Here is a 26,294-nt window from a genome sequence, read left to right as displayed (position 1 = left end):
GCCCTCTAACGCCGATGGTACTTGGACCGCAGGGTCCCGGGAGAGTAGGAAGCTGCCAAGCCAATGAAGAAGTCTTCCCTTAACAGGGAAGGCTTTTTTTATTTTAAAGATGATGCTGTTTATTAGAAGTTGACTTTTCCACAAACCTTCCACAATTCGGTATAACTCAAAAAATCGCTTTAAAGTTATTCGAAATTTTCGCGAATTGCACACAGTTTTTCCACAAAATCTGAATTGATCCAAGTTATCCACCGACCTCTTGGATCTTTTTATTGTATATTCGTTATTTCTTCAGTGTATTCTGCATTTTTATCGGTTTACTCATAGTTTATTAACAATTTAGTTTGAAGCGGTTCGAATCCGTTTTATATACACTTAAAAAGCTAAAGACTGGGAGTGAAGGATGTCTATGGAGAAACAAAAATTTAAAATGAGGCGAAAGTATTTGATGCCGGCTTTGGTTTTAGGCATAGTCGGTACAATTGCTTGGCAACCGGTCGAAGGATTTTCGGGAGTTTTGAGCAAGATTTACGGAAGCGGAACAGCTTCGGCGGCTTCCGTTCAAAGTGCCAAACCCGCAAATTCCATATCGGTAACGGCTTACGGCGCGGTCGGAAACGGCAAGAAGGATTCGTTGGCAGCGTTCAACAAAGCCATCAAAGCCGCCAGGAACCAAGGCAAAACGTTGTATGTGCCTTCGGGTAATTTTCTGCTGAGCGGCGTACTGAACGTAACCGGCGTTCGAATCGTCGGAGCAGGAGCGAAACGATCCGTTTTGACTTCGACCAATCCGGCGGGCGGTTCGATCAATCTCAAAGGGAAAAGCCCGGCTTTGCAGGATTTGACTCATGTTTATGCCAATACGGGAAAACGCGACGGGGCGGACTCGAAAAACAGCATCACGGTGTTGGGCGCTTCGGACTTTTCGATACGCAACGTCAGAATCGTGGGGGCCGGTACGGCGGGAATCCTGGTGCGCGACGAAGCAAACGGAGGAACCATATCCGGAAACGTAATCAAGAATACCAAAGCGGACGGCATTCATCTGACGGACGGAAGCAAAGGAATCACGGTAGAAAACAATACGGTCAAACAGACCGGGGACGACGGGATTGCTGTGGTGAGCTATCATAAAGACCCGGCACTTACCCGAGATATTGTGATCCGTAATAATACGGTGGGTTACTCTTCCAAAGCTCGAGGAATTTCGGTAGTCGGCGGCAGCGAAGTAACGATCGAGAAAAACAAGATCAATAATACCGAAATGGCCGGTATTTATATCGCGGTCGAGAAGCATTGGAATACCCGCGACGTCAAAAAAGTAACCGTGAACGACAATACGATCATTAAAACGGGCACTCGGCCGACGGATGATCATCCGAACGTATTGGTCTTCGCCGATCAAGGAAGTATTGACGAGGTTCGTTTTACCCGCAATATGATTTCCGATTCTGCTAACGCTGGAATCGGCGTATGGGGAGATGGCCAGATCGGCAATATTTACTTCACCAATAATCAAGTCAAAAATTCGGGAGCCGCGGCTGCAACCTTTAAAAAAGGAGAGATTCATGCCGAAGGCAACACCGGATTTTAATGAAATCGAAGGCTGCGGGAGACCGTGGCCTTTTTTATTTCCTTCTTGCGCGAAAGCTTGGCAATTAAAAAAAGTATGCTATAATAGTTAAAAAGTCAAAGAAAGTCAAAGTCAACAGGTTTGCCATTATTATATTACCCTGCGACACGCCGCAAACAGACGGTGCCTCGAAACAACCAGACGTTTCTTCCTTTTTGCGGAAGGGTTATTTTAAGAGTAGGCTCCACATTCGGATAGCAAACGGGCGGCGGCTCAGGCAGATCGTGGAGGGTGAATCGATGCGTAATATTTCCGATATCATCGAGCATTATTTAAAGACCGTTTTGCAGGAAAGTCAGGGTGGCATGATCGAGATTCAACGCAATGATCTGGCTGATCGTTTCTCTTGCGTGCCGTCTCAGATCAATTATGTCATCAGTACGCGTTTTACATTGGAAAAAGGATATTTGGTCGAGAGTAAACGCGGCGGCGGCGGGTATATCCGCATTCAGCGAATTCAGCTTCCGGCACACTCCGAGCTTCACGCTCACGTGCATGAAACGATCGGCAGCGAAATGACTCAATCCGCAGCCGAAGGTTTGATCTACCGATTGAAAGAAGCGGACCTGATTACGAGCCGCGAAGCTGCATTGATGCGTTCGGCGATTATACGTGATACTTTACTGCTCAAGCTGCCTTATCGGGATGAGATGCGTGCGCGGATTATGAAGGCGATGTTGATTGCGCTCATGGGGCATTAAAGGATGTTCATTTAGGTGAAGGAGGTGGGGCGAATGCTGTGCCAGGAATGTCAGCAGCGGCCCGCAACCCTGCATTTTACGAAAATTATTAATGGTGAAAAAAACGAGTTCCATATCTGCGAGCAATGCGCGAGGGAAAAAGGCGAGATGATTCCGGGAACGTCTGGCGGATTTTCGATCCATAATCTGCTTTCGGGATTTTTGGATTTTGATATGGCAGGCAAAACGCATACCGGAGGAGCGTCGCAAGCTCAGCAGCTTCATTGCGAGAAATGCGGGATGACTTACGCTCAATTTCGCAAGATCGGGCGTTTCGGATGCAGCTCGTGCTACAAATATTTTGACGATAAGATTGATCCGCTGCTTAAACGCGTACATGGAGGGACCGTGCATGTCGGTAAAGTACCAAAACGCGGCGGAGCCGACCTTCAGGTTCAACGCGAGATCGATGCGCTCAAGCAGGAGCTGCAAGAGCGCATCGAAAAGCAGGAATTCGAAACGGCCGCGCAGCTCAGGGATCGCATTCGCGATCTTGAGTTGCAGCGTTCGCAGCGGTAAGGGGGCCGACTCATGTCTGAATTTGCGTTTACGGAACATGCATTAAGTACCTGGATGCGGGGAGAAGGACAAGATTCCGATATCGTCATCAGCAGCCGGGTTCGAATTGCGCGCAACCTCCGCTCTCTTCCTTTTCCTCTTGTGGCAAGCGAGGAGCAGGCGGGGCAGGTGCGACAATTGGTCGTTGAAGCGGCCGAGCAAGCGAAGGATGATCTAGGTCCGATGCAATCCGTGCCGCTTGACGAACTGAGTGAGATTGATCGTCAAGTATTGGTCGAGAAGCGGCTTGTGAGCCCGATGTTGGCTAACGAATCGCAGGAAGCGGCCGTTGTACTGAGTGAAGACGAATCGCTTAGCATTATGGTAAACGAAGAAGATCATATCCGTATTCAGTGTCTGTATCCGGGTTTTCAGGTCAGACAAGCTTGGGAGCGAGCGACGGAAGTGGATGATTCATTGGAGGCGTATATCGATTATGCCTTCGACGATCGTCGAGGTTATCTGACCAGTTGTCCGACCAACGTCGGGACGGGGCTGAGAGCTTCCGTGATGATTCATATGCCGGCATTGGTCATGACTCATCAGATCGGCCGTATTTTGAGTGCGGTATCCCAGGTAGGGCTTACCGTTCGCGGTATTTACGGAGAAGGCAGTGAAGCCCAGGGAAATCTGTTCCAAATCTCGAATCAGATTACATTGGGACAGAATGAACAAGAGATCGTCGATAACCTGGAAGGAATTGTGGTCCAGATTATCGAATATGAACGACAGGCGCGCAATCGTCTTGTCGGAGAATCGAAGATTCGTCTGTATGATCGGGTAATGCGCTCTTACGGTATTCTGACCCATGCGGCGATCATCGACGGCAAAGAGGCCGCACAGCGGTTATCTGACGTTCGTTTGGGCGTTGACCTGGGCTGGATCGACGGGCTTCCCGTAACGCTGCTTAACGAGCTTACGATTTTAACCCAGCCGCATTTCCTTCAGAAAACGTTCGGTGCTACAATGAACACATCGGAGAAGGATATGTACCGGGCGCAATTGATCCGGGACAAACTGGTTAAGAGTAAAGAATAACTATGTTTTACCTGATGATTTTTACTACTTTGCGGAGGTGCTTTGCATATGATGTTTGGCAGATTTACGGAACGCGCGCAAAAAGTTCTGGCTCTCGCCCAGGAAGAAGCGGTGAGACTGGGACATAACAACATCGGTACGGAACATATCCTGCTCGGTCTGATTCGCGAAGGCGAAGGCATCGCGGCCAAGGCACTGATCGGACTGGGTCTGGGTCTGGAACAAATCCAGAACGAAGTCGAGACGCTGATCGGACGCGGCCAAGAGCAACCGACTAACATTGCATATACCCCTCGCGCGAAAAAGGTTATCGAATTGTCGATGGACGAAGCGCGCAAGCTCGGTCATACCTACGTCGGCACGGAGCATATCCTGCTCGGCCTGATCCGCGAAGGCGAAGGCGTAGCGGCACGCGTGCTGAATAACCTGGGTATCAGCCTGAATAAGGCGCGTCAACAGGTTCTGCAACTTCTGGGCAGCAGCGAAGCGGTGTCCAGCCATCACGGCACGCCGGCCAACGTCAGCACGCCTACGCTGGACAGCCTGGCGCGCGACCTGACGGCTTATGCCAAAGACGGCAATATCGATCCGGTTATCGGCCGCAGCAAAGAGATCGAGCGCGTTATCCAAGTGCTCAGCCGCCGGACGAAAAACAATCCGGTGTTGATCGGCGAACCGGGCGTCGGTAAAACGGCGATCGCCGAAGGTTTGGCACAAAAAATCGTCAATAACGAAATTCCGGAAACGCTGCGCGAAAAGCGCGTCATGACGCTTGATATGGGCTCTGTGGTAGCCGGTACCAAATATCGCGGCGAATTCGAAGACCGCCTCAAAAAAATCATGGACGAAATTCGTCAAGCCGGCAACGTCATCTTGTTTATCGATGAGCTGCATACACTGATCGGTGCGGGCGGCGCGGAAGGCGCTATCGATGCTTCCAACATCCTCAAGCCTTCTCTGGCACGCGGAGAATTGCAATGCATCGGGGCAACGACGCTGGACGAATATCGCAAATATATCGAAAAAGACGCCGCGCTGGAACGTCGTTTCCAACCGATCACGGTGGATCAGCCTTCGGTTGACGAAGCGATTCAAATCCTGCACGGTCTGCGCGACCGTTACGAAGCGCATCACCGCGTGAAGATCACGGACGAAGCGATCGAGCAAGCGGTTAAGCTGTCGGACCGTTACATTACGGACCGCTTCCTGCCGGACAAAGCGATCGACCTGATCGACGAAGCGGGTTCCAAAGTGAGATTGAACTCGTATACGGTACCGCCTAACCTGAAACAGCTTGAGAATCGTCTGGACGACATTCGCAAGGAAAAAGATTCGGCGGTTCAAAGCCAAGAGTTCGAGAAAGCGGCGGCGCTGCGCGATACGGAGCAGAAGATCCGCGAAGAGTTGGAAACGACACGGAACCAATGGAAAGAAAAACAGGGACGTACCGATTCCGAAGTGACGCCTGAGGATATCGCGGACGTCGTGGGCAGCTGGACCGGAATTCCGGTCAACAAGCTCAAGGAAGAAGAAACGGACCGCCTGCTGAACATGGAAAGCCTGCTGCATGATCGGGTCATCGGTCAGGACGAAGCCGTCGTCGCGGTGAGCCGCGCGATCCGCCGCGCCCGCGCGGGTCTTAAAGATCCGAAGCGTCCGATGGGCTCCTTCATCTTCCTCGGCCCTACCGGCGTCGGTAAAACCGAGTTGGCGCGCGCATTGGCGGAGTCGATGTTCGGCGACGAGAATGCGGTCATCCGGATCGATATGTCCGAGTACATGGAGAAGCATTCCACTTCCCGCTTGGTCGGAGCGCCTCCGGGATACGTCGGATACGAAGAAGGCGGTCAGCTGACCGAAAAGGTACGCCGCAAACCGTATTCCGTCGTACTGCTGGACGAGATCGAAAAAGCGCACCCGGAAGTCTTCAACATCCTGCTTCAAGTGCTGGAAGACGGACGCCTGACCGATTCCAAAGGTCGCGTGGTCGATTTCCGCAATACGCTGATCATTCTGACGTCGAACGTCGGCGCGGATGCGATTCGCCGCAACTCGACGCTCGGCTTCACGGCCGCGGCCGACAGCGGAGCGGAATATAAGAGCATGAAGAGCAAAGTCATGGATGAGCTCAAGAAAAGCTTCCGTCCGGAGTTCCTGAACCGGATCGACGAAACGATCGTTTTCCATTCGCTCGAAGAGAAGCATATCGCCGAGATCGTGACTTTGATGTCGGAAGAGCTGCGCAAGCGCCTGAACGAGTACGGCGTAAACTTCAAGCTGACGGACGAAGCGAAGACCTTCTTGGCAAAAGAAGGCTACGATCCGGCTTACGGCGCGCGTCCGCTGCGTCGCGCGATTCAGAAGCATATCGAGGACCGTTTGTCCGAAGAGCTGCTGACCGGCCGCGTGGCCAAAGGCGACTTCCTGCTGATCGACGAGAAGGACGGCGCGCTGTCCGTCGACAAGGCAGAAGAAGAAACGCCGGCCGTAGCGATTGAAAAATCGGAGAACTAATCAGGCAGTTTTTGCAGAAGCATTGCCTTGCACGATCAGGCCCGGGCCGGGCGAAGCTTCGCGCTCATCCGGTCTGCCGGCCGCATCAAATCCGAACCGCGGGATCTCATTTCCGCGGTTCGGATTTTTTTGCTTGACAGCCGTCTCTATAGGGGGTTGGACCCTTACTTTTATAACCAATAAATGATAAACTTTTTAGGAAGAGCTTTCCGTATTGCGGAAGTGAGAGAGGAGATCCATGGCCAAAACAAAAACGAAGTTTTATTGCACCGATTGCGGCTACGAGTCGCCTAAATGGTACGGAAAATGTCCGGGATGCCAATCGTGGAATTCCATGGTGGAGGAGACGGTCAGCAGCGTGAAAACGCAGGGAATGACCGGAATGAATGCTTCTCTGTTCCAAGGAACCCAAAAGCCGATGTCCATCGTCGATATCGAAAGCGGGCAAGAGCCGCGCGTGGACACCAAAATCGGAGAACTGAACCGGGTGCTTGGCGGAGGCGTCGTGCCCGGTTCGCTCATCCTGGTCGGCGGAGACCCCGGTATCGGGAAATCCACATTGCTGCTTCAGGCTTCGCATTCGTTGGCAGCCTCGGGCCTCAAGGTTCTATATATTTCGGGCGAAGAGTCGGTCAAGCAAACGAAACTTCGTGCCGAGCGGCTCGGCGCATTGTCGCCGCAGCTGTACGTGCTTTGCGAAAGCAATATGGAGCAGATCGAACAGTCGATCGAGCAAATCGCGCCGGACTTTCTCGTTATTGACTCGATCCAGACGGTATACCAACCGGATGTCACGAGTGCGCCGGGCAGCGTGTCGCAGGTACGCGAATGTACGGCACGCTTTATGCGTCTGGCCAAAAACGGCGGGATCGCTATCGTATTGGTGGGTCACGTGACCAAGGAAGGCGCGATCGCCGGACCCCGTATGCTGGAGCATATGGTGGACTGCGTCTTGTACTTCGAAGGAGAGCGGCATCATACGTATCGCATTCTGCGCGCGGTGAAGAATCGTTTTGGTTCGACGAACGAGATGGGAATCTTCGAAATGCGCGAGCATGGTTTGGATGAAGTGACCAATCCTTCGGAATTGTTTTTGTCCGAGCGGGCGATGGGCGTATCCGGTACGACCGTTGTAGCCAGCATGGAAGGAACAAGACCCGTATTGGTAGAGCTTCAAGCCCTTGTTGCCACTACTCATTTCCCTTCGCCGCGGCGGATGGGAACCGGCATTGATTATAATCGCTTAAACTTGATTATCGCGGTGTTGGAAAAACGGATGGGGTTATACATGCAAACGCAGGACGCTTACGTCAATGTGGCAGGCGGAGTTCGGTTGGATGAACCGGCGGTCGATCTGGCCGTTGCGGTCAGCATCGCGTCGAGCATGCAGGATAAACCAACGCGTCCTTACGATGCGGTGTTCGGAGAAATCGGCCTGACCGGTGAAGTACGTGCCGTGGCCCGAGCCGAGCAGCGTGTGAAAGAAGCGTTGAAACTGGGCTTTAAACGGGTAATTTTACCTCAGAAAAGCTTAAAGGGATGGAAGCATCCCGAAGGCATACAATTAATCGGGGTCGAGACCGTGTCGCAGGCGCTCAAAGCAGCGCTGGAATAAGGTGTTGTTCATCGGCCAACGCAACGGGAGGCAGCCAATGAAAGAATCGGAATCTGCAAAAATGAATGAATTGCTCAAGCTGGTCGCACCGGGAGCACCTTTCCGCGACGGGCTTGAGAATGTGCTTCGGGCGAAAACCGGCGCTTTGCTGGTTGTGGGGTATAGCCCGGAAGTGATGGAGGTTGTCGACGGGGGATTTTCCATCAACTGCGATTTTTCGCCGAACTATCTGTATGAACTTGCCAAAATGGACGGCGCGATCATCCTAAGCGAGGATCTTAAACGTATCTTATATGCCAATACCCAGTTGATCCCCGATTCCGCGATTTCTTCGTCGGAAACAGGAATTCGTCACCGCACGGCGGAACGGGTCGCCAAACAAACCGGCAAACTTGTCGTATCCATTTCGCAGCGTCGGAATATCATCACGCTGTATTTGGGCAGCCTGCGTTATACGCTCAAAGAGATCGGCGTAATCCTGACCAAAGCGAATCAGGCCATTCAAACGCTGGAACGCTACAAAGTCGTACTCACTCAAGCGTTAACCAACCTGACCGCTTCCGAATTCGAAGAATTGGTCACGCTGGCCGAAGTGGTCGGAGTCATTCGCCGCGTGGAAATGGTGCTGCGCATCAAAACGGAAATCCAGCGCTACGTCAGCGAACTCGGCAATGAAGGGCGATTGATCTCCATGCAAATGGAAGAGTTGGTCGGCAATACCGAGCGCGAAGTCATGCTGCTGATCAAAGACTATATCGCCCAAACGGACGACGATAAAGCCAAAGACGTCCTGACTGCGCTTCGCCGTTCCACGGACGACGAACTGCTGGACACCGCGCATATCGTCCGTCTGCTCGGTTATCCGGCATCGGTATCCGTCACCGACGAAATGCTGACGCCGCGCGGCTATCGCGTGCTGAGCAAAATCCCCCGTCTGCCGAACGTGATCGTGAACAATTTGACCGAACATTTCGGCCAATTGGGCCAAGTCGTGCGCGCGGAGCTGGAACAGCTCGACGAAGTCGACGGCATCGGCGGCGCCCGCGCCCGCACGATCAAAGAAGGCCTGCGCCGATTACAGGATCAGGTGTTTATCGAACGGCAGGTGTGACCTTTTGCCGTACCTAGGCGCTGCGTGAACTCGTTTTTCGCTTCACTTGTTTTGATTTCCGGGTTCGGGGAAGGAAATCAAAGCCAAAAGTCGCTCAAAACGAGTTCACTCCGCTGGTAGGGTCGGTGGGACGCGGTTCGATTTATTATTTTTAGAGTTAAAAAAGCGAAGCACGAACTTGTCGGTTCGCGTTTTATCGTTTTGTATCAATCGATGAAGCTCCCGCGTTCCGCGAGGAGCTTTTGGTTTGTTTGGGGAAGGGCGTATTAAGGAGAAGTCTCGTTTTCAATTCGGTTTGAACTTAGTTTTCTTGTCTAAGATTAGCGTAAGCAATATGCCAACCGATTACTTGATGCCCCAAAAGCGAAACGGAACCGAAGCCTCCGTTTCTTCTTTTTCCTAATAAAAAAGCCACCCCGTTTGCGAAGACTCCAAAGGTGTCTCCAAAGCCTTTGCCTTAGCAAAGCGCCAGGCGTAGGGAGGGATTCAGTGTAGGAGCGATAGCGTTCGCCTTTGAAATTGGGAAAATACCTTGTTAAAACTCAATCGACTTTTCCCAATTTCAACACGCGACCGAAACGAATCCCTCCCGCAGCCGCCAGGCTTAGCTATCGCACAGGACTTTGAAGACGACTTCGGCGTCTTGTAGTATAATAAGGGGACGCGAAAATAGCGAAACGGACATAAAGGCGGGGCTGAAAGTCATGGAACGGAATTTGAGCGTCATCGTGGTCGCGGCCGGGCGAGGTTCGCGCATGGGGACGAAAGAAAGCAAGCAATTTCTCGAATTGGACGGCCGGCCGTTATTTCTGGGGGCGATCGAGACGTTCGGGCGATTTGGCGCGACTGCCGAGATCATCGTCGTGACCGGAGCCGCGGATGTCGAGCGCTGCAAGCGATATATCCAAGAAGCGGATTGCCCGCTCGTCAAAACGGTCGTTGCGGGCGGAGCCGAGCGTCAACATTCCGTGTATGAAGGCTTGAAGCAAGCTTCTTCGCCTTGGGTCATGGTGCATGACGGCGTGCGTCCTTTTATACGGGAAGAAAACATCGACGCCTGCTACGAAGAAATGCAGCGCAGCGGCGCGGCAGTACTTGCGGTTCCGGTTAAAGATACGATTAAGATCGTTGCAGGCAGCACCATCGTCGATACCCCGGATCGCAGCGCGCTGTGGGCGATTCAGACCCCTCAGGGTTTTCGGACCGAAGAACTGCTGCGCGCGCACGAAGAAGCGGTATCCGAAGGTTTTCTCGGTACCGACGACTCCATGCTGGCGGAGCGGATCGGTATCCCGGTGAGCGTGGCTCAAGGCGACTATACCAATATTAAAATCACGACGCCCGAAGATCTGGACTATGCGGAATTTTTGCTTCGGGCCGTTCGAAAGGAGAAAGAAGCATGATTAGAATCGGACAAGGTTTCGACGTGCACCAACTGGTAGAGGGCAGGCCTTGCATCATCGGCGGCGTGACCATTCCCCATGAAAAAGGACTGCTGGGACACTCGGACGCCGACGTGCTGCTGCATACGATCAGCGACGCCATTCTCGGTGCATTGGCGCTGGGCGATATCGGCCGTCATTTTCCGGATACCGATGCGGCTTTCAAAGACGCCGACAGCCTGAAACTGCTGGAAGACGTGTGGAAAATGGCTCAAGAACGCGGGTATGCATTAGGCAATCTGGATGCGACGATCATTGCGCAAAAGCCGAAAATGGCGCCGTATATCCCGCAAATGGTCACTGTGATCGCGGGCGCTTTGGGCGCTGAGGAATCCCGGATCAACGTAAAAGCGACAACGACCGAATGGCTCGGTTTTACCGGACGCGGCGAAGGAATCGCGGCGCAAGCCGTTGTCTGCCTGACGAAGGGTATGCTATCTTTGTAAAAGAGTTTTCAGAAACGATACGGGAGGAACACAATCATGACACAGGAAGTACGCGTACGTTATGCACCGAGCCCGACCGGGCATTTGCATATCGGCAATGCCAGAACGGCTCTGTTCAACTATTTGTTCGCACGCAACCAAGGCGGTAAATTCATCGTTCGCATCGAAGACACCGACGTGAAACGCAATGTGGCCGGCGGGGAAGAAAGCCAATTGAAATACATGAAATGGCTGGGCATCGAATGGGACGAAAGCATCGACGTCGGCGGAGAACATGGACCTTACCGTCAAACCGAGCGTCTGGACATTTATAAAAAATATTGGCAGGAGCTGCTCGACAAAGGGTTGGCGTACCTGTGCTACTGCACGGAAGAAGAATTGGAAAAAGAACGCGAAGAGCAGATGGCCGCAGGCCAAACGCCTCGCTATTCGGGCAAACACCGCAACCTGACGCAAGAACAGCGCGAAGCTTTCGCCGCCGAAGGCCGCGTGCCGAGCGTTCGTTTCCGCGTGCCGGAGAACAAAACGTATACCTTCGACGATATGGTCAAAGGCGAAATTTCGTTTACGACGGAAGATACGGGCGATTTCGTTATCGTGAAGCGCGACGGGATTCCGACGTACAACTTCGCGGTCGTGCTCGATGATCACCTGATGAAGATCAGCCACGTGCTGCGCGGGGAAGACCATATCTCTAACACGCCGCGTCAGCTGATGATCTATGAAGCATTGGGCTTCGAGCCGCCGCGCTTCGGTCATATGACGCTGATCGTGGGCGATGACCACAAAAAGCTCAGTAAGCGCAACGAATCGATCATTCAGTTTATCGCGCAATATGAAGAACTCGGCTACTTGCCGGAGGCCATGTTCAACTTTATCGCGCTGCTCGGCTGGTCGCCGGAAGGCGAGGAAGAAATCTTCAGCCGCGAAGAACTGATCTCCATTTTCACCGCGAATCGTTTGTCGAAAAGCCCGGCCGTATTCGATCCGAACAAATTGGCGCATATCGACAACCATTACATCAAAAACGCGGATGCGCGGCGGATCGCCGACCTGGCTGTTCCGCATCTGCAAAAAGCGGGCCTTCTGCCGTCGACGCTGGACGCGGCGAAGCAGGATTGGGCACAGCGCCTTGTGGCGCTCTATCAGGAGCAGATGAATGCCGCTTCCGATATCGTGAGCCTTTCCGAGGTATTCTTCCGTACGGACATCGAATTCGGCGACGAAGAACGCGAAGTGCTCGCGGATGAAAAAGCGCCGGTAGCGCTTGGTGCGTTCCTGTCGAAGATCGAAGCTTCCGACGAGTTCTCGCCGGAACGCATGGCTGCGCTGATCAAAGAAGTGCAGAAGGAGAACGGCATCAAAGGCAAGCAGTTGTTCATGCCGATCCGCGTCGCGTTGACGGGACAGATGCACGGACGCGATCTGAACCAGACGATCTATCTGCTCGGAAAAGAGAAGGTCATCGAGCGCTTGAAAGCCCAAACGGCGTAACGCGATCGCAAACGATTGTCAGACTGCACCGATTCGTTTATAATGGCTAAACAAGATCTATCCCATACCGTCTTTAATCGAATATTTCTATAGCGAAGAACAGGAGAAGTACGTCGTACGCCGCATTCCCAGAGAGGACGCCCGAACGCCGACAGCCCAATCGGGCGGGGGCGCGGAGCTGGAAGTCGTCCGGAGAGGCAGACGGAAATGCGCCTGGGAGCTGCGAATTCGAACTCATGGTTTTTCGGCCGTGGGCTAGAGTCCGCCGATTCGTCCCCGTTACGGACTTGAAGAAGATGGGTTTCCCGCGACGGGAGATTCAAGCAGAGTGGAACCGCGGTCGAACGCCTCTGTAGCATAATGATGCTGCAGGGGCGTTTTTATTTTGGGGCAATGGAAGCGAGGAAGCGGGATGTTCAAATCGATGAGGTCCGATATCCGTGCGGTATTCGACAACGATCCGGCGGCAAGAAGCATGTTTGAAGTCGTATTCACTTATTCGGGATTGCATGCGATTTGGGCTCACCGGATTGCGCATAAGCTGTACAAATGGCGTCGGTTCACGTTAGCCCGGTTCGTGTCGCAGGTCGGCCGCTTTTTCACCGGGATCGAAATCCATCCGGGCGCGACGATCGGCAATCGACTGTTCATCGACCACGGAATGGGCGTCGTGATCGGCGAGACATGCGAGATCGGCGACGACGTCGTCGTCTATCAAGGCGTCACGCTCGGCGGCACGGGTAAGGAAAAAGGAAAGCGGCACCCGACGATCGGCAACAACGTGGTCATCGGCTCGGGGGCGAAAGTGCTCGGCTCCATTACGATCGGGGATCAGAGCAACATCGGTTCGAACTCCGTCGTGCTCAAGGAAGTGCCGCCCAACAGTACGGTGGTCGGCATTCCGGGACAGATCGTCAGGCAGCACGGGCGCAAGGTCGATCGGCTCAGCCATCAGATGCCCGATCCTTCGCACGATGCGATCTGCGAGCTGAGACGCCAGATCGGCGAGCTTCAACGCGAGTTGGAGACGGTGCGTCGGGACGCGTACGGAGAGCCGAAGCGCGCCGCAGGCAACGGAGATACCCAGTAAAAGTAGAACGTTTGATGATGAGAGGAACGTGGAAAAATGACGCTGCAAATTTACAATACAATGACAAGGGAAAAAGAAAAGTTCGTGCCGGTGAATCCGGGTAAGGTGAACATGTACGTATGCGGCCCGACCGTATACGACTACATTCATATCGGCAACGCGCGTCCGGTTATCTTTTTCGACGTAGTCAGAGCTTATCTGGAAGACCGGGAATACGAAGTGAATTATGTCGTGAACTTCACGGATGTCGACGACAAACTGATCCGCAAAGCGGAAGCGATGAACACGACCGTGCCTGAAGTGGCGGAAAAGTTTATTGCGGCGTACTACGAGGACCTGGAAGGGTTGGGCGTGGCCAAGGCGACGTTGAATCCGCGCGTTACCGAGAACATGGATGACATTATCGCGGTTATCGGCGAATTGGTGGAGACCGGCCACGCTTACCCGAGCGGCGGCGACGTGTACTTCCGCACATCGAGCTTTGAACAATACGGCAAACTGTCGCGTCAAAACCTGGAGCAGCTTCAGTTCGGCATCCGGATCGAAGTCGACGCGCGCAAAGAAAACCAGGAAGATTTCGTGCTTTGGAAAGGCGCGAAGCCGGGTGAGATTTCTTGGGATAGCCCATGGGGAGCAGGTCGTCCGGGCTGGCATATCGAGTGCTCGGCCATGGCAAGACGCTACCTGGGCGATACGCTCGATATTCACGGCGGCGGCCAGGATTTGCAGTTCCCTCACCATGAGTGCGAGATTGCCCAATCCGAATGCGTGACGGGCCATGCGTTGTCCAACTATTGGATGCACAACGGCTACGTCAATATCGATAACGAAAAAATGTCCAAGTCGCTCGGCAACGGGATTACGGTGCAGGATCTGCGCGGACGTTATAAAAAGGAAGCTTTGCGTTATTTCGTGCTCTCGACGCATTATCGCAACCCGCTCAATTTTAGTGCGGACAACATGCAGCAGGCACTGAACAGCGTGGAGCGGATCGAGAATGCCGTAGGTGCGGTTCACCACCGTCTTGAAGCGGCAACTGCCGGGACCCATGAAGTAAGCGAAACGCTGAAAGGTAAGCTAGAAGCCGTATTGAATGATTTTCACGCGAAAATGGATGACGACTTCAATACGCCGGATGCCGTGACGGCCATCTTCGAGTGGGTAAACGAAGCGAACCGCGTGCTGCGAGAAGAAGTGGTGATCAAAGCCGATCTTGAAGCCTTGCTCGACGCTTTCCGCAAAATGAATATGGTACTTCGTATCGCATCCGAGCCGGGTTCGGAACTGCTCGACGAGGAAGTGGAAGCGCTGATTGCCGAACGCGTCGAAGCCCGTAAAACGAAAAATTGGACCCGTTCCGACGAAATCCGCGATCTGCTGGCTGAACAGGGAATCTTGCTGGAAGATACGCCGCAGGGCATGAGATGGCGGAGAAAATAAAATGACCGAACACGAGAATGAAAAAGGGATGGGAATAGGCGATGTCAACGAACAGTCTCAAGTGGCGGAGGAAGCAGAAAATACGGTAAAAGCCGCTTTTCCAAACGGGCTTCTTTTCAACTATCTACCGTCCAAGGCCCCGGGGTTACTGCCGCCGCTCGTCCTTGCTTATATCGGTGATGCCGTATTCGAGGTGGCGGTTCGCCAGTATCTGATCGGACACAGTAACTTGAGACCCCATCATTTGCATCGCGAAGCGACGAAGTTCGTATCGGCAGGCGCGCAGGCCCGCATGCTTTTCCGCATAGAGTCTTTGCTGACTGAAGACGAAGCGGACATGGTTCGCCGAGGCCGGAATGCCAAGTCGGGTTCCGTGCCCAAAAATGCCGACGTGCTCGAATACCGTCATGCGACGGGACTGGAGTGCTTGGCCGGTTATCTCTATTACAGCGGCCGGGCGGGGCGTTTGGAAGAGTTGATTCGCAAAGGACTTGAACCTGAGCAAACGCAAGAATCGGATCAGGAGTAAACGATAAATTTGAATGGCGACGGTTAAGGTTTGCGTCGCCGGCAGAAGGGAACGAATATCATGGAAGAAGAATTGATCGCGGGCAAGCACTCGGTCGCCGAGGCGCTTAGAGCCGGACGCAGCATCAACAAAATTTGGATCGCGGAGGGCACGCAGCAAAAGCAAATGCAGCCGATCCTGACCGAAGCGAAAAATCGCGGTGTCGTGGTGCAGACCGCGGACAAGCGCAAGCTGGATACGCTCGTACCGGGGATTCAGCATCAAGGCGTGGTCGCGCAAGCGGCTCCTTACGTCTATGCGGAAGTCGAAGACCTGCTTGCCGCGGCGGTGGCAAAGGACGAAGATCCGTTCTTGATCATCTTGGACGAGATCGAAGATCCGCATAACCTGGGTTCGATTCTGCGCACGGCCGACTGCACGGGCGTGCACGGCGTCATTATTCCGAAGCGCCGTTCGGCGCAGGTGAATGCGACCGTATCGAAAACGAGCGCGGGCGCGGCGGAATACGTTCCGGTTGCGCGCGTGACCAATCTGGCGCAAACGATGGAGAAGCTGAAGGAAGCGGGCGTATGGATCGCGGGTACGGACGTGCGGGCCGAAGGCGAGATCTACGATACGGACGTATTCAAAGGACCGCTCGCGCTCGTCGTCGGCAACGAAGGCGAAGGCATGGGACGACTTGTTCGCGAAAAATGCGACGTGCTGATCAAGCTGCCGATGCAGGGACGGATCAACTCGCTTAACGCTTCCGTGGCCGCGGGCGTAGTCATGTACGAAGTGCTGCGCCAGCGCAGCGGCAGAAAGTAGAGATGCGCTTATGGCCGATTTGCGGGATGTGCTTCTGGTGGACGGCTACAACATGATCGGAGCGTGGCCCGAACTGGCCTCGCTGTCGCAAATCGATATGAATCAGGCGCGCGACCGATTGCTTGAGCGCCTTGCGGACTATCAAGCGTTCACGGGACGCCGGGTCATTGCGGTGTTCGACGCTTACCGGGTTCCCGGCAAAGGCAAGTCGTTCGAGCAGGGGAAGGTCGAAGTCTACTTTACGAAGGAAAAAGAGACGGCGGACGAAGCGGTCGAGCGTTTTGCCGCGCAGCTCAAAGGCAAACGGCGCAGCGTATACGTGGCAACGAGCGATTTTGTGGAGCAAAGCGTGGCTTTTGCGCAGGGCGCGCTGCGAATGCCTGCGCTTGAGCTGTTGACGGAAGTGGAACAAAGCGAGCGCGAGATCGAAAAACGAATTGCCGAACAGGCGCAGCGGGGCAGCCGAAACACCATTGACGGCAAGCTGACGCCCGAGCAGCTTCGGTTATTCGAACGCTGGCGGCGGCAATGAATCGGCGCATGCGTCGGCCGCGTCCCGACGCGGTCAATATGCCGATATGTCGCGAAAGTAAGCGTTTTTTTACAACTCGGTGTACAAAAAGGAATTATTCGGCACTATGACCCTCTTTTGGGCGTTATGCGGTTGACGGTGTTAGGTGACATAATATATACTGAGGCTAACTTTTACAACAGGCTCGAAACTTGCGCCGCGGCCGGAGGGATTGCTGGTGAGTGTAGATCTCAAAGACGTCATCGTTTCACCTTACGATTTCCAAAGCGACGAAGAACTCGTGGAAGCGGTTCGTGTCGGCGATAGCGAGGCACTGGAATATCTGATCAACAAGTATCGGAATTTCGTCCGGGCGAAGGCGCGGTCGTATTTCCTCATCGGCGCGGATCGCGAAGATATCATCCAGGAAGGCATGATCGGCCTGTATAAGGCGATCCGCGATTTCAGGGGCGATAAGCTGGCTTCGTTCAAAGCCTTTGCCGAGCTCTGCATCACGCGTCAGATTATTACCGCGATCAAGACCGCGACTCGGCAGAAGCATATTCCGCTGAATTCGTACGTGTCGTTGGATAAGCCGATTTACGAAGAGGATTCGGATCGTACGCTGCTCGATGTCATCTGCGTATCGCAGGCATCGGACCCGGAAGAGTTGATTATCAACCGGGAAGAGTTTAGCGGACTGGAAGACAAAATGTCGGAAATTTTAAGCGAGTTGGAACGTCAGGTGTTGATGTTGTATTTGGACGGACGATCCTATCAGGAGATTGCCGTTGATCTACGCAGGCATGTCAAGTCGATCGACAACGCCCTTCAGAGGGTCAAACGCAAGTTGGAACGTTATTTGGAAGTCCGGGACCAGGTTTGAAACGGTTGCCCGCGCACCGAGTTACATATACAGAGGAAACGCCTTCGAAACGGGGCGGAAAAGGCTCCGAGGTCGGAGTCTTTTTCTTTTTGGGGCACACAGACCGTAAAAGAGGAACACGAAACGCGCGGCCAAGTTGCTGTAGTTTTTCGTTGACAGCCTATACCGGCTATGCTAAAGTGTTTTAGGTAGGCCTAAAATCATGATTTTAGGCTCAATACGAGTTCTTCTTGATTGAAGGATATCTTCGGGAGGTGTAAATCTATGCGGGTTATTATCACGTTGGCGTGCACAGAATGCAAACAGCGCAACTATACAACGATGAAAAACAAACGTAATCACCCTGACCGCATGGAGATGAAGAAGTATTGCAAGTACTGTAACTCGCAAACTCCTCATCGTGAGACCAGATAGTTAGTTGGAGGTGTCATGGGCGTGAAAAAAAGCTTCAAGTCTATGTTTTCCTTTTTCTCTGAAAGCTGGGCTGAACTTAAAAAGGTTCGCTGGCCCAATCGCAAAGAACTGACCAATTACACGCTTGTTGTTTTGGGAACGATTGTTGTGATGGCTGTATTCTTTTGGGTAATCGACATCGGACTCTCCTATGCGATTGAAGCGATAATTTAAGGAAAGGCCTGTAGGTGGCTTGATATGGAAAAAAGATGGTACGTCGTTCATACCTATTCCGGGTATGAGAACAAAGTCAAAGCCAATTTGGAAAAACGCGTAGAATCGATGGGCATGGAAGACAAGATTTTCCGGGTTCTTGTTCCTATGGAAGAAGAAGTGGTCGACAAAGACGGTAAGAAAAAGACCGTCATGCGTAAGGTCTATCCGGGTTACGTCTTGGTGGAAATGATCCAGACCGATGATTCTTGGTATGTTGTTCGCAACACGCCTGGCGTCACGGGATTCGTAGGTTCAACGGGTTCCGGTTCCAAGCCGACAGCCTTGCTTCCAGAAGAGGTAGAACAAATTCTGAAGCATATGGGCATGTCCGAACCGAAACCGAAGATCGAATTCGATCTGAAGGAATCCGTGCGCATCAAAGTGGGTCCTTTTGCTAACTTTGTCGGAACGGTGGAAGAAATTCTGCTCGAGAAAAGCAAGCTGAAGGTTCACGTCAACATGTTCGGGCGCGAAACGCCGCTCGAATTGGATTACACGCAAGTCGAGAAGATTTAATTAACGCAAGGAGGTGTTTCTCAATGGCAAAGAAAGTTATTAAAATGGTGAAACTTCAAATTCCTGCAGGTAAAGCCAACCCGGCGCCTCCAGTAGGTCCAGCATTGGGTCAAGCAGGTGTGAACATCATGGCATTCTGTAAAGAATTCAATGCTCGCACAGCGGATCAAGCAGGTCTGATCATTCCGGTCGAGATCTCCGTATTTGAAGACCGTTCTTTCACTTTCATCACGAAAACTCCGCCGGCTGCAGTTCTTCTGCGCGTCGCTGCGAAGATCGAGAAAGGTTCGGGCGAACCGAACAAAAAGAAAGTTGCAACGGTTAACCGCGATACAGTTCGTCAAATCGCTGAACAAAAAATGCCTGACCTTAACGCTGCGAACGTAGAGTCCGCTATGCGCATGGTCGAAGGTACTGCTCGCAGTATGGGCATCACGATTCAAGACTAGTTCTTGACCATCGTCCAAAGCCGAGCCTCATCAGGAAGTGCGGCATAATGTGGGAGGGTTACCCGCTAACACCACAAAGGAGGAATACACAATGGCTAAACACGGTAAGAAATACGTAGAAGCTGCCAAGCTGTTCGACAGCGAAGCAACTTACGAACCGGCTGAAGCTGTAAGTCTCGTTAAAAAGACTGCAACAGCTAAATTCGACGAAACCGTCGAAGCAGCAGTACGTCTGGGCGTAGACCCGCGTAAACAAGACCAAGCCGTTCGCGGCGTCGTTGTCCTGCCACACGGCACGGGCAAAACGCAACGCGTACTGGTATTTGCAAAAGGCGAAAAAGCGAAGGAAGCGGAAGCTGCCGGAGCGGACTTCGTAGGCGATCAGGACATGATCAACAAGATCCAACAAGGTTGGTTCGAGTTTGACGTCTGCGTAGCGACGCCTGACATGATGAGCGAAGTCGGTAAACTGGGCCGTCTGCTCGGTGGTAAAGGCCTCATGCCTAACCCTAAAGCAGGTACAGTTACTTTCGACGTTACCAAAGCCGTTCAAGAAATCAAGGCTGGTAAAATCGAATACCGTCTGGACAAAGCAGGCCAAATCCATGCACCGATCGGCAAAGCGTCGTTCAGTGAGGATCAGTTGAACGAAAACCTGAAAGCACTGATGGACGCGCTGAACCGTGCTAAGCCAGCTGCTGCAAAAGGCGTTTATCTGAAAGGCGTAGCTATGTCCGCAACGATGGGACCGAGCGTTCGCGTTAATACAACTTCGTACAGATAATAAAAAAGTGTTGACTTACGTTAACCTTTTAGATAAACTGTAGAAGCTGTTTCATTCCGTTCTTTGAACGGTCTGGTAAATTTGAATATGCTTACCGTAGACAGTAGGTGCTTTCGAGCTTAATTTCCTACCGAGGTGTGTGATAGAATTTCAGCTTTGCTGATTCGTCAAGCCTTCGTCTTCTGCGGAGGCTTTTCTTATTGCATGCGCCGCACGTTAAGTTTACTTGAATGTGGCAAAAGTGGAGGCGACCGAATCGTCCGCTGCGGCGGTCCGGCGTTTCACTCGAATTCAACAGGAGGTGTACGATTTGGCTAACGCAAAAGTGATTCAATCCAAACAAGAGTCGGTAGACGTAATCGCTGGTAAACTGCGCGAAAGCGTATCGACCGTGGTTGTCGACTATCGTGGTCTGAACGTTGCTCAAGTTACCGAGCTGCGTAAACAGCTTCGCGAAGCGGGCATCGAGTTCCAGGTTCTGAAAAACTCGTTGGTTCGCCGCGCAACTGCCGCTGCTGAACTTAGCGACCTTGACGCTGTTCTTGCTGGCCCGACTGCTATCGCATTCGGTACGGAAGACGCTGTCACGCCTGCTAAAATCCTGAACGACTTCGCAAAAACGAACGACGCTCTGGAACTTAAAGGCGGCGTAGTAGAAGGACGCGTAGTAAGTGCCGACGAACTGAAAGCACTGGCTTCCCTGCCTTCCCGCGAAGGTTTGCTGTCGATGCTTCTCAGCGTGCTTCAAGCTCCAGTTCGCAATTTCGCGCTGGCAGTCAAAGCCGTTGCAGACAAAGACGAGCAACAATCTGCGTAAGATCGCTTAACGATCTTAGGCACAACGTTTTATCCCGTTTCACAAAATCGACAGCCTTAACCGGCTGATCCCACATACCCAAATGGAGGTTCAATCATGAGCAACGAGCAAATCCTTGAAGCCATCAAAGGCATGACTGTATTGGAACTGAACGACCTGGTTAAAGCAATCGAAGAAGAATTCGGCGTAACTGCAGCAGCTCCAGTAGCAGCAGCAGGCGGCGCAGTAGCAGCAGAAGCTGAACAATCCGAGTTCGACGTTATCCTGACAAGCGCTGGCGCTTCGAAGATCAACGTTATCAAAGCTGTTCGCGAAATCACAGGTCTTGGCCTGAAAGAAGCGAAAGAAGTTGTAGACAACGCTCCAAAAGCAATCAAAGAAAAAACTTCTAAAGAAGACGCTGAGTCGATCAAAGCTAAGCTTGAAGAAGCTGGCGCTGCAGTAGAAGTTAAGTAATTTCTTTTCAATAAAGAATTACACAGGGCAGACCCTCGAAGTTATCCTGCTTCGGGGGTCTTTTCTCTTATTTGGTGCGTTTCTCGAAAACTCGTGAAAAGCGCGTAAGTCTTCGATCGATGATAAAGGGGTTGAAGCAAATGTCGGATCATTACTATACGAACCGCCCTACCGCCGAACATGATCGTAGAACGATTGAAGTTGAACTGCGTGGCAAGAAGGTTCGATTGGTGACGGATGCCGGTGTCTTTTCCAAAAGCGGACTCGATTACGGTAGCCGAGTGCTTATTGACGCATTGGAAATTCCGGAAAAAGCTTCTGTACTGGATGTTGGTTGCGGATATGGACCCATCGGTATTGCGGCAGGAATTTTGGGTGCGACAAGTATTATGATGCTGGATGTGAATGAACGGGCGATTGAGCTGGCGCGCGAGAATGCAGCAGCCAATGGCGTACCGCAGGCAAAAGCCGTGCAAAGCGATTTGCTTGAGGCCGTATCGCAGGAACGATTTGATGTTATTATCAGTAACCCTCCGATCCGTGCGGGAAAAGAGACGGTGCATCGACTGTTTGAACAGGCAAGCGCATGCTTGAAGCCTGGAGGTTCGCTGTGGATCGTTATTCAGAAAAAGCAGGGAGCGCCTTCGGCAAAAGCGAAACTTGAAGAATTGTTTGAACAGGTGGATGAGGTTACGAAGGATAAAGGATATCGAATTTACAAGGCGTTAAAAAGTCTTTAGTGCAGAAAACGAACTTTTTGAGAAAATAGCAAAGTGGGGTTGACCTGCGAGTTTGGCCGTGTTATAGTTATAAAATGTCAGTATAGAATGCCCTACGTGGCTTTAGCATATTAAAATGGTGAGTGGCTCCGCAAAACAGCAAAGGAAGTGCGGTTTTGTTTGGGGCTTCATATTTTGATGTGCAGTTGCGGCTTTATCTTGGGTTTTTCGACGACAGTGTGAAAGACATGCAGCGACGTTTTATTTTGCAAAGTTTGGTTTATGACCCGTTCTTGCGCCGCTCTTTTTTCGAATAACTCGATAAGGGCTTTTCTGCATGTAAGGGGCATGCTCGTTTTGAATTCATTATACGTGATTCAAAGTAAGGGCTGCAATGGAATTTTTAAACTCGGCATTTTTCATCCAAAAAGTGCCTAAAGTTGAGTAGACATTGAGGGGTGAGTATAGTTGACGGGACATCTTGTTCGATATGGTCGACGCACTCGGCGGAGTTATTCGCGGATTCATGAGGTGCTCGAAGTTCCGAATCTGATCGAGATTCAACAGAAATCGTATGAATGGTTCCTGGAGGAAGGCCTTCGGGAAATGTTCCACGACATTTCGCCAATCCAGGACTTTACCGGAAATCTGATTCTGGAATTTATCGATTACAGCCTCGGGGAGCCGAAATACACGACAGACGATGCCAAAGAGCGTGATGTAACTTACGCGGCACCGCTTCGTGTGAAAGTCCGCCTGATTAACAAGGAAACGGGCGAAGTCAAAGAGCAGGAAGTATTTATGGGCGACTTCCCGCTGATGACCGAAACCGGTACGTTCATCATAAACGGTGCGGAACGGGTTATTGTCAGTCAGTTGGTTCGCTCTCCAAGCGTCTACTTCAATAATAAAGTGGACAAAAACGGAAAGAAAGCATATAGCGCAACTGTAATCCCGAACCGCGGTGCATGGCTTGAACTTGAGACGGACGCGAAAGACATCATTTACGTTCGAATCGACCGTACCCGGAAAATTCCGGTAACGGTACTGCTGCGTGCACTTGGTTTCGGCAGCGATGCCGAAATTCTGGATTTGCTCGGCAATGACGAGTATATCCGCAACACCCTCGACAAAGACAACACGGATTCGACAGAGAAAGCTCTGATCGAGATCTACGAGCGTCTGCGTCCGGGCGAGCCTCCTACACTGGATAATGCGAAAAGCTTGCTGATTGCTCGCTTCTTCGACCCGAAGAGATATGATCTCGCCAATGTAGGTCGTTACAAGATCAACAAAAAGCTTCATATCAAGAACCGTTTGTTCAACCAGAAGCTTGCCGAAACGCTGATTGACACCGTAACCGGTGAAATCATCGCGGAAGCGGGCCAAATGGTAGACCGTCGTCTCCTCGACGAGATTCTGCCTTACCTGGAGAGCGAACACAGCGTCAAGACGTATCATGTTGCCGGCGGCGTGCTTGAAGCCAACGATATTCCTATGCAATCGATCGACGTGTTCTCTCCGATCGAAGACGGCAAAGTCGTTAAAGTCATCGCCAACGGTCTGATCGACAAGTCGGTTAAAAACATCACGCCTGCTGACGTCATCGCATCGGTGAGTTACTTCATCGACCTGCTGCATGGCATCGGCGACACGGACGACATCGACCACTTGGGTAACCGTCGTCTGCGTTCCGTAGGCGAATTGCTGCAAAACCAATTCCGTATCGGTCTGTCCCGCATGGAGCGCGTTGTGCGCGAGCGGATGTCGATCCAGGATTCGAACGTGATCACGCCTCAGGCTTTAATCAACATTCGTCCGGTTATCGCATCCATTAAGGAGTTCTTCGGCAGTTCGCAGCTCTCCCAGTTCATGGACCAGACGAACCCTCTGGCCGAACTGACGCACAAACGTCGTCTGTCCGCACTCGGACCCGGCGGTTTGACGCGCGAACGCGCAGGTTTCGAAGTTCGAGACGTTCACGCCAGTCACTATGGCCGGATGTGCCCGATCGAGACACCGGAAGGACCGAACATCGGTCTGATCAACTCCTTGTCCACCTTTGCGCGGATTAACGAGTACGGATTCATCGAAGCGCCGTATCGTCGCGTCGATCCGAAGACGAACAAAGTGACCGAGCATATCGATTACCTGACAGCCGATGAAGAAGACAACTACGTAGTCGCTCAGGCAAACGCCCAGCTGACTGAAGATGATGCCTTCGCGGATGACATGGTTATCGTTCGTTACAACAAACAGGCCGACAACATCCTGCCAATGCCGAGTGATCGCGTCGACTACATGGACGTTTCGCCGAAACAGGTCGTATCAGTCGCGACGGCGCTCATTCCGTTCCTTGAGAACGATGACTCCAACCGCGCACTGATGGGATCGAACATGCAGCGTCAGGCCGTGCCTCTGCTGATTCCTAAGGCACCTCTCGTAGGTACCGGCATGGAACACAAATCGGCGAAGGACTCCGGCGTATGTATCGTAGCGAAACATGACGGTTACATCGAACGTTCGACAGCCAGCGAAATTACGCTGCGCCGCGTTGAGAACGTCGACGGCCAAGAAGTCAAAGGCGACTTGGTCACTTATAAATTACACAAATTCATGCGTTCGAACCAAGGTACGTGCATCAACCAACGTCCTATCGTTCGCGCGGGTGATATCGTGAAAAAAGGCGACATCCTGGCAGATGGCCCTTCGACCGAAATGGGCGAATTGGCTCTGGGCCGTAACGTCGTCGTGGCCTTCATGACTTGGGAAGGTTACAACTACGAGGATGCCATCCTGCTGAGTGAAAAACTCGTCAAGGAAGACGTATACACTTCGATTCACATCGAAGAATACGAATCCGACGCGCGCGACACGAAGCTGGGGCCTGAAGAAATCACGCGCGACATTCCGAATGTCGGCGAAGAAGCGCTGAAGAACCTCGACGATCGCGGTATTATCCGCATCGGCGCGGAAATCGCTGCCGGCGACATCCTGGTTGGTAAAGTCACGCCTAAGGGTGTTACCGAACTGACTGCGGAAGAACGTCTGCTCCATGCGATCTTCGGCGAGAAGGCTCGCGAAGTTCGCGATACTTCCCTGCGGGTACCTCACGGTACCGACGGTATCGTTGTGGACGTCAAAGTCTTCACGCGTGAAAACGGCGACGAGCTGCCACCGGGCGTTAATCAGCTTGTACGTGTTTATATCGCGCAGAAACGTAAAATCTCCCAAGGCGACAAGATGGCGGGACGTCACGGTAACAAAGGTGTCGTATCGCGTATCATGCCGGAAGAAGATATGCCGTTCCTGCCGGACGGCACGCCGGTTCAGATCGTACTGAACCCGCTGGGCGTACCTTCGCGGATGAACATCGGACAAATTCTGGAAGTCCATCTGGGTATGGCAGCGCAGCGTCTCGGCATCCACGTCGCGACTCCGGTATTCGACGGAGCAAACGAGTACGACGTATTCGATACGATGGAAGAAGCCGGCATGCAGCGTAACGGCAAGACCGTGCTGTACGACGGACGTACCGGCGAACGCTTCGAGCGTGAAGTCACGGTCGGCGTCATGCACATGATCAAACTTGCGCACATGGTCGACGATAAGATCCACGCCCGTTCGACGGGTCCTTACTCGCTCGTTACGCAGCAGCCGCTGGGTGGTAAAGCCCAGTTCGGCGGACAACGTTTCGGCGAGATGGAAGTATGGGCGCTTGAAGCCTACGGCGCAGCCTATACTTTGCAAGAAATCCTGACCGTGAAGTCCGATGACGTGGTTGGTCGCGTGAAAACGTACGAATCGATCGTCAAGGGCGAGAACGTGCCGGAACCGGGCGTACCGGAAGCGTTCAAAGTCTTGATCAAAGAGCTGCAAAGCTTGGGTATGGACGTCAAAATCCTGGGTGAAGACGAGAACGAGATCGAAATGAAGGAACTGGATGACGAGGAAGAACCGACCGGCGGCGATAAGCTGGGCCTCAACCTTGAGGGTTCGGAAGTCGGCGCGGAACAATAAGTTTTAAAAA

At 52.5% G+C, this 26,294-nt stretch carries 25 protein-coding genes and 1 other annotated feature; all 25 genes read left to right on the top strand.

Going from position 1 to position 26,294, the window contains the following annotated elements; all coding sequences use genetic code 11:
* The first annotated feature begins 517 nt into the window (after positions 1-517).
* A complete protein-coding gene (locus tag HRQ63_RS24815; protein ID WP_229714346.1) occupies positions 518-1,594 on the top strand; it encodes a right-handed parallel beta-helix repeat-containing protein in 1,077 nt (358 codons plus the stop codon).
* A gap of 278 nt (positions 1,595-1,872) precedes the next feature.
* The gene (locus HRQ63_RS24810; protein WP_172247804.1) at positions 1,873-2,334 is read left to right on the top strand and encodes a CtsR family transcriptional regulator; all 462 of its coding nucleotides are present in this window, start codon (positions 1,873-1,875) and stop codon (positions 2,332-2,334) included.
* A 33-nt stretch (positions 2,335-2,367) separates the two neighbouring features.
* On the top strand, positions 2,368-2,892 hold the full coding sequence (mcsA, locus tag HRQ63_RS24805; RefSeq protein WP_172247803.1) for a protein-arginine kinase activator protein McsA: 525 nt from the start codon (positions 2,368-2,370) through the stop codon (positions 2,890-2,892).
* Between the two features lie 12 nt (positions 2,893-2,904).
* On the top strand, positions 2,905-3,969 hold the full coding sequence (mcsB, locus tag HRQ63_RS24800; RefSeq protein ID WP_172247802.1) for a protein arginine kinase: 1,065 nt from the start codon (positions 2,905-2,907) through the stop codon (positions 3,967-3,969).
* A gap of 48 nt (positions 3,970-4,017) precedes the next feature.
* Positions 4,018-6,483 carry an ATP-dependent protease ATP-binding subunit ClpC gene (gene clpC, locus HRQ63_RS24795; RefSeq protein WP_172247801.1) on the top strand — a complete coding sequence of 822 codons (2,466 nt, stop codon included), beginning with the start codon at positions 4,018-4,020 and terminating at the stop codon, positions 6,481-6,483.
* A gap of 238 nt (positions 6,484-6,721) precedes the next feature.
* Positions 6,722-8,098 (top strand): DNA repair protein RadA, encoded by a 1,377-nt coding sequence (gene radA / locus HRQ63_RS24790; protein WP_172247800.1) that lies wholly within the window; start codon positions 6,722-6,724, stop codon positions 8,096-8,098.
* A 37-nt stretch (positions 8,099-8,135) separates the two neighbouring features.
* The gene (gene disA, locus HRQ63_RS24785; RefSeq protein ID WP_172247799.1) at positions 8,136-9,209 is read left to right on the top strand and encodes a DNA integrity scanning diadenylate cyclase DisA; all 1,074 of its coding nucleotides are present in this window, start codon (positions 8,136-8,138) and stop codon (positions 9,207-9,209) included.
* Positions 9,210-9,913: 704 nt separating this feature from the next.
* Positions 9,914-10,612 (top strand): 2-C-methyl-D-erythritol 4-phosphate cytidylyltransferase, encoded by a 699-nt coding sequence (gene ispD, locus HRQ63_RS24780; RefSeq protein WP_172247798.1) that lies wholly within the window; start codon positions 9,914-9,916, stop codon positions 10,610-10,612.
* Positions 10,609-11,097 carry a 2-C-methyl-D-erythritol 2,4-cyclodiphosphate synthase gene (gene ispF / locus HRQ63_RS24775; RefSeq protein WP_037291630.1) on the top strand — a complete coding sequence of 163 codons (489 nt, stop codon included), beginning with the start codon at positions 10,609-10,611 and terminating at the stop codon, positions 11,095-11,097. Before ispD ends, ispF begins: the two co-directional genes overlap by 4 nt.
* 36 nt (positions 11,098-11,133) lie before the next feature.
* Positions 11,134-12,591 carry a glutamate--tRNA ligase gene (gene gltX, locus HRQ63_RS24770; protein WP_172247797.1) on the top strand — a complete coding sequence of 486 codons (1,458 nt, stop codon included), beginning with the start codon at positions 11,134-11,136 and terminating at the stop codon, positions 12,589-12,591.
* Between the two features lie 412 nt (positions 12,592-13,003).
* Positions 13,004-13,681: a serine O-acetyltransferase gene (cysE, locus tag HRQ63_RS24765; protein WP_172247796.1), complete on the top strand. Its 678-nt coding sequence runs from the start codon at positions 13,004-13,006 to the stop codon at positions 13,679-13,681.
* 36 nt (positions 13,682-13,717) lie between these two features.
* Entirely contained in the window at positions 13,718-15,121 is a 1,404-nt protein-coding gene (gene cysS / locus HRQ63_RS24760) for a cysteine--tRNA ligase (protein WP_172247795.1), read from the top strand.
* Position 15,122: 1 nt separating this feature from the next.
* Positions 15,123-15,650 carry a Mini-ribonuclease 3 gene (locus HRQ63_RS24755; RefSeq protein WP_229714347.1) on the top strand — a complete coding sequence of 176 codons (528 nt, stop codon included), beginning with the start codon at positions 15,123-15,125 and terminating at the stop codon, positions 15,648-15,650.
* Between the two features lie 60 nt (positions 15,651-15,710).
* Positions 15,711-16,457 carry a 23S rRNA (guanosine(2251)-2'-O)-methyltransferase RlmB gene (gene rlmB / locus HRQ63_RS24750; protein WP_172247794.1) on the top strand — a complete coding sequence of 249 codons (747 nt, stop codon included), beginning with the start codon at positions 15,711-15,713 and terminating at the stop codon, positions 16,455-16,457.
* A 10-nt stretch (positions 16,458-16,467) separates the two neighbouring features.
* Positions 16,468-16,989, top strand: a complete 522-nt coding sequence (locus HRQ63_RS24745; protein ID WP_172247793.1) for an NYN domain-containing protein — start codon at positions 16,468-16,470, stop codon at positions 16,987-16,989.
* A gap of 217 nt (positions 16,990-17,206) precedes the next feature.
* A complete protein-coding gene (sigH, locus tag HRQ63_RS24740; RefSeq protein ID WP_172247792.1) occupies positions 17,207-17,854 on the top strand; it encodes an RNA polymerase sporulation sigma factor SigH in 648 nt (215 codons plus the stop codon).
* Between the two features lie 264 nt (positions 17,855-18,118).
* Positions 18,119-18,268, top strand: a complete 150-nt coding sequence (gene rpmG / locus HRQ63_RS24735) for a 50S ribosomal protein L33 (protein ID WP_083923737.1) — start codon at positions 18,119-18,121, stop codon at positions 18,266-18,268.
* Positions 18,269-18,289: 21 nt separating this feature from the next.
* Positions 18,290-18,481, top strand: a complete 192-nt coding sequence (secE, locus tag HRQ63_RS24730; RefSeq protein WP_026293958.1) for a preprotein translocase subunit SecE — start codon at positions 18,290-18,292, stop codon at positions 18,479-18,481.
* A gap of 24 nt (positions 18,482-18,505) precedes the next feature.
* Positions 18,506-19,039 carry a transcription termination/antitermination protein NusG gene (gene nusG, locus HRQ63_RS24725; protein WP_037291613.1) on the top strand — a complete coding sequence of 178 codons (534 nt, stop codon included), beginning with the start codon at positions 18,506-18,508 and terminating at the stop codon, positions 19,037-19,039.
* A 23-nt stretch (positions 19,040-19,062) separates the two neighbouring features.
* Positions 19,063-19,488 carry a 50S ribosomal protein L11 gene (gene rplK, locus HRQ63_RS24720; RefSeq protein WP_037291610.1) on the top strand — a complete coding sequence of 142 codons (426 nt, stop codon included), beginning with the start codon at positions 19,063-19,065 and terminating at the stop codon, positions 19,486-19,488.
* A 91-nt stretch (positions 19,489-19,579) separates the two neighbouring features.
* Complete coding sequence (gene rplA / locus HRQ63_RS24715; RefSeq protein ID WP_172247791.1) at positions 19,580-20,272, top strand: 50S ribosomal protein L1; 693 nt, start codon at positions 19,580-19,582, stop codon at positions 20,270-20,272.
* 76 nt (positions 20,273-20,348) lie between these two features.
* Positions 20,349-20,479 (top strand) — a sequence feature (ribosomal protein L10 leader region).
* Positions 20,480-20,582: 103 nt separating this feature from the next.
* Complete coding sequence (gene rplJ, locus HRQ63_RS24710) at positions 20,583-21,089, top strand: 50S ribosomal protein L10 (RefSeq protein ID WP_172247790.1); 507 nt, start codon at positions 20,583-20,585, stop codon at positions 21,087-21,089.
* A 96-nt stretch (positions 21,090-21,185) separates the two neighbouring features.
* Entirely contained in the window at positions 21,186-21,545 is a 360-nt protein-coding gene (rplL, locus tag HRQ63_RS24705) for a 50S ribosomal protein L7/L12 (protein ID WP_037291604.1), read from the top strand.
* A gap of 140 nt (positions 21,546-21,685) precedes the next feature.
* Positions 21,686-22,285, top strand: a complete 600-nt coding sequence (locus tag HRQ63_RS24700; protein ID WP_172247789.1) for a class I SAM-dependent methyltransferase — start codon at positions 21,686-21,688, stop codon at positions 22,283-22,285.
* A 447-nt stretch (positions 22,286-22,732) separates the two neighbouring features.
* Positions 22,733-26,284: a DNA-directed RNA polymerase subunit beta gene (gene rpoB, locus HRQ63_RS24695; protein WP_172247788.1), complete on the top strand. Its 3,552-nt coding sequence runs from the start codon at positions 22,733-22,735 to the stop codon at positions 26,282-26,284.
* Positions 26,285-26,294: the final 10 nt, after the last annotated feature.

The sequence above is a fragment of the Saccharibacillus endophyticus genome (assembly GCF_013185185.1).
In the GTDB taxonomy this organism is placed as follows: Bacteria; Bacillota; Bacilli; order Paenibacillales; family Paenibacillaceae; genus Saccharibacillus; species Saccharibacillus endophyticus.
Note: the sequence above shows the minus strand (reverse complement) of the source record. Positions and strands in the feature narration are given on the sequence as shown.